3 protein-coding genes are annotated in these 4,063 nt (G+C 39.0%); 2 read left to right on the top strand and 1 reads right to left on the bottom strand.

Annotated elements, in window-relative coordinates; genetic code table 11:
* Positions 1–190: 190 nt before the first annotated feature.
* Entirely contained in the window at positions 191–1,066 is an 876-nt protein-coding gene (locus tag QM867_RS10580; protein ID WP_153224702.1) for an RluA family pseudouridine synthase, read from the bottom strand.
* A gap of 88 nt (positions 1,067–1,154) precedes the next feature.
* On the opposite strand from QM867_RS10580, the gene pbp2a reads away from it, so the two are divergent.
* Positions 1,155–3,380 carry a penicillin-binding protein PBP2A gene (gene pbp2a / locus QM867_RS10575; RefSeq protein WP_153224703.1) on the top strand — a complete coding sequence of 742 codons (2,226 nt, stop codon included), beginning with the start codon at positions 1,155–1,157 and terminating at the stop codon, positions 3,378–3,380.
* A 172-nt stretch (positions 3,381–3,552) separates the two neighbouring features.
* Entirely contained in the window at positions 3,553–4,017 is a 465-nt protein-coding gene (locus QM867_RS10570; RefSeq protein ID WP_153224704.1) for a sigma-70 family RNA polymerase sigma factor, read from the top strand.
* The last annotated feature ends 46 nt before the right edge of the window (positions 4,018–4,063 follow it).

Here is a 4,063-nt window from a genome sequence, read left to right as displayed (position 1 = left end):
GATTTCGGAACTTTGACAACTTTAAGAAACGAATTTTCATCGCTCTGAATATAAAAATGAAGAGGACATCAATTGTCCTCTCCAGATGTTAGTTTTTATTCAACCCACTACAGTTGACAATGAGCCATAAAAGCAAGGCCAACTGGTCTTGCTTTTTTTTGGTATCTATAAGAAAAAATGGATGATAGTGTCATCCATTTTGGTTTAATTCTCTTTCAAATGTATCTGATAGCGCAGTAAAGCTTAATTTGTTTAAGGTCAGAGGATGGACAAAAGAAAGTTTAAATGCATGAAGCATTAGTCTTTTAGTTTTTGAATGTGGATTGTAGAGAGGGTCTCCAAGGATTGGATGACCGTGGTGAGATAAATGAACTCGAATCTGATGAGTACGTCCTGTTTTTAATCGACAACGAAGAAGACTGGTCTTGTTTTGAAATTGTTTCAATCGAGTTACATGAGTTTCAGCATATTGCCCATTTTTTGTATCGACTATTCTTTTTCTGCGATCATGACGATCACGTCCGATTTTGTCCTTGAAAACAAGCTCTTTGCTGCTGATATTTCCGTTAACAAGTGCCCAATATTCTCTAGAAATCTCTTTTTTCTCCAATAAGCGATTGAGAATAGGCAGGATAAAAGGATTTTTAGCGAAGAGAACTAAACCGCTGGTTTCCATGTCTAGACGATGAACGACATAACAGGTCTGGCCAACGTAGGCACTGACATGGTTAAGAAGAGCAATCTCATCTGGTTGATTCCCGTGAGTTTTCATTCCTTCAGGTTTGTTGACGATGATTAAATGTTGGTCCTGATAAACTTCTTGGACAAGATTAGGATTCCCCCAAACAATTTCTTTTGTAGGATAATCCTCCTCATCGAAAATCAGTTGACATTCATCTCCGGATTTGACAGTTTGATGCCAGTGGACTTCTTCTTGATTGATGAGAATGTGCTTTTTAATTCTCAAGAAATGCCGTATTTTTCTCGGAATGAGTAGTTGCTCCTCCAAGAAGATTTTGACAGTCATTTCAGGAAGAGAATCAGGGATAACAAAGGTAAATTTCATACAGATATTGTAACAAAAAATAGATTATTTGGATAGAGAATCTAGCTAAATTCTTGTCTTCCTATGGGGAAGATGATAAAATAAACGCATGAAATTAGATACATTATTTGAAAAGTTTCTTTCTTTATTTAAAAAAGAAGAAGCTGAAATGGAAGAAATAGAAATCGACGAAGCTAATAATGAAGAAAATACCTCGACTAATTTAAGACGGTCAAGAGGTGGGCGAAAGAAAGTTGGGCAAGTCGGACCTATTCGAAAATTTTGGCGTCGCTATCATCTGACCAAAATCTTTCTAATTCTTGGACTAAGTGCAAGCTTGTTTGTTGGGGTCTATCTATTTGCCTTGGCTAAATCGACAAATGTTACAGACTTGCAGAATGCTTTGAAAACAAGAACGGTGATTTTTGATAGAGAAGAGAATGAGGCTGGTGCCTTGTCAGGCCAAAAAGGAACCTATGTTGAGCTCTCGGAAATTAGTGAAGACTTGCAGAATGCTGTTGTTGCGACAGAAGATAGGAGCTTCTATAAAAATAGTGGAATTAACTATGGTCGCTTTTTCCTAGCGATCCTAACAGCTGGTCGCTCGGGTGGTGGTTCTACAATTACCCAACAGTTAGCGAAAAATGCTTATCTTTCACAAGACCAAACTGTTCAGAGAAAGGCCAAAGAATTCTTCCTTGCTTTAGAATTAACCAAAAAATACAGTAAAAAAGAAATTCTAACCATGTATTTGAACAATGCCTACTTCGGTAATGGAGTTTGGGGTGTTGAGGATGCTAGTAAGAAGTACTTTGGAGTTTCGGCATCGGAATTAACTCTTGATGAAGCTGCCACTTTAGCAGGCATGCTTAAAGGCCCAGAATTGTACAATCCTCTGAATTCCATTGAGCATTCAACTAATCGAAGAGATACTGTCTTGCAAAATATGGTGGCTGCCGGCTACCTTGATAAAAATAAGGAAGCAGAAGCAGCAAGTGTTGATATGGCTTCTCAATTGAAAGATAGTTATGAAGGGAAAATATCAGACTACCGTTATCCTTCTTATTTTGATGCAGTTGTTAATGAAGCTATTGAAAAGTATAATCTAACAGAGGAAGAAATCGTTAATAACGGTTATCGAATTTATACGGAGCTAGATCAAAATTACCAAGCAAATATGCAGGTTATCTATCAAAATACTTCGCTCTTTCCGACAGCTGAAGATGGGACACATGCAGAGTCTGGTAGTGTCGCTTTGGAGCCAAAAACGGGTGGAGTTCGAGGAGTTGTTGGTCGAGTGGCAGGGGATGATAAGACAGGTTTCAGAAATTTTAACTATGCAACCCAGACCAAAAGAAGTCCAGGTTCAACGATTAAACCTTTAGTAGTCTATACACCAGCAGTCGAAGCGGGTTGGTCTCTTAATAAGGAGCTGGATAATCATACCATGCAATATGGTGATTATAAAGTAGACAATTACGCAGGAATCAAGACATCACCAGAAGTTCCAATGTATCAAGCCTTAGCCGAGTCTCTAAATCTTCCTGCTGTAGCGACAGTCAAGCAACTTGGTATCGATAAGGCTTTTGAATCAGGTGAAAGATTCGGACTTGATTTAACGAATGTTGATCGTGTGTTAGGTGTAGCTCTAGGTGGTGGGGTGGAGACAAGTCCGCTACAAATGGCGCAGGCTTATGCAGCGTTTGCAAATGAAGGTTTGATACCTGAAGCGCATTTTATTACTCGTATTGAAAATGCGAGCGGCCAAGTCATTGCAACCCACAAAAATTCTCAAAAACGTATAATAGATAAGTCAGTAGCCGATAAAATGACCAGTATGATGTTAGGTACTTTTACAAACGGTACAGGAATAAGCTCCTCGCCAGATGACTATGTTATGGCTGGGAAAACTGGTACAACTGAAGCAGCTTTTAACCCAGTATATACAAGTGACCAGTGGGTTATCGGATATACGCCTGATGTGGTGATAAGTCATTGGCTTGGTTTCCCGACTACGGACGAAAATCATTATCTGGCAGGTTCGACTTCGAATGGTGCTGCTCACATTTTTAGAAGTATGGCAGAAACAATTCTTCCTTATACACCAGGAAGCACTTTTACAGTTGAAAATGCTTATAAAATGAATGGTATTGCACCAGAAAACACACGGAAACAAACTACAAGTGATACTAGTACGCAGTCGGATGATATATTAGCAGATATTCGTGGACGAGCACAAAATCTGGTCGATGAAGCAGGCAAAGCTATTTCAGATGCTAAGATTAAAGAAAAAGCCCAGACAGTTTGGGATACCATTGTAGATCTGTTTCACTAATACGTTTATAAGCTAAAAGACAAGGATTCAAATCTTTGTCTTTTTTCACTCTCACTTGTCAGCATTCACAACTTCCATAACATTAGAGAGTAAAAAAAGCACAAGACAGAAACCAAAGCCCTTCTTTCCGCCTTTCTCTGCTATACTACAAGCAGAGAAAGGGGGAAAGCAAATGCTTGAAAAGTATTATGAGAAGGTAAAAGGAATTGTCCATAGATGTCGAAAAGATTACTATCTCCACCTGTGGGAGAAAGAGGATTGGGATCAAGAAGGCATGATCTGTCTCCATGAACTTCTAGAAAAGCATCCAGAACTGGTGGAAGAAGAAAAGAAACTCTACGTCTACTTCAAAACAAAATTTCGCAATCGAATCCTTGATAGTGTCAGAAAACAAGAGAGTCAAAAACGTCGCCTAGACCGAATGGCCTATGAAGAAGTAGGAGAAATTAGCCATCGCCTACCAGAAGGAGGATTGTGGCTGGATGATTACTACGCCCTTCATGAATTATTGAATAGTTATAGAAGAAAGTTACCACAAGATAAGCAAGAAGCCTACGAACGCCTCTGGGCAGACGAACGATTTAAAGGCCGCAAAGCCCTTCTCAGAGAGCTGAAGGAAGTAATTCAGGAGAAATGAAAAAAAGTTAAAAAAAGGTGTTGACAAAGTAAGAAAAGTCGGTATA

It is taken from the genome of Streptococcus infantis (assembly GCF_047463635.1).
GTDB lineage: Bacteria > Bacillota > Bacilli > Lactobacillales > Streptococcaceae > Streptococcus > Streptococcus infantis_W.
Note: the sequence above shows the minus strand (reverse complement) of the source record. Positions and strands in the feature narration are given on the sequence as shown.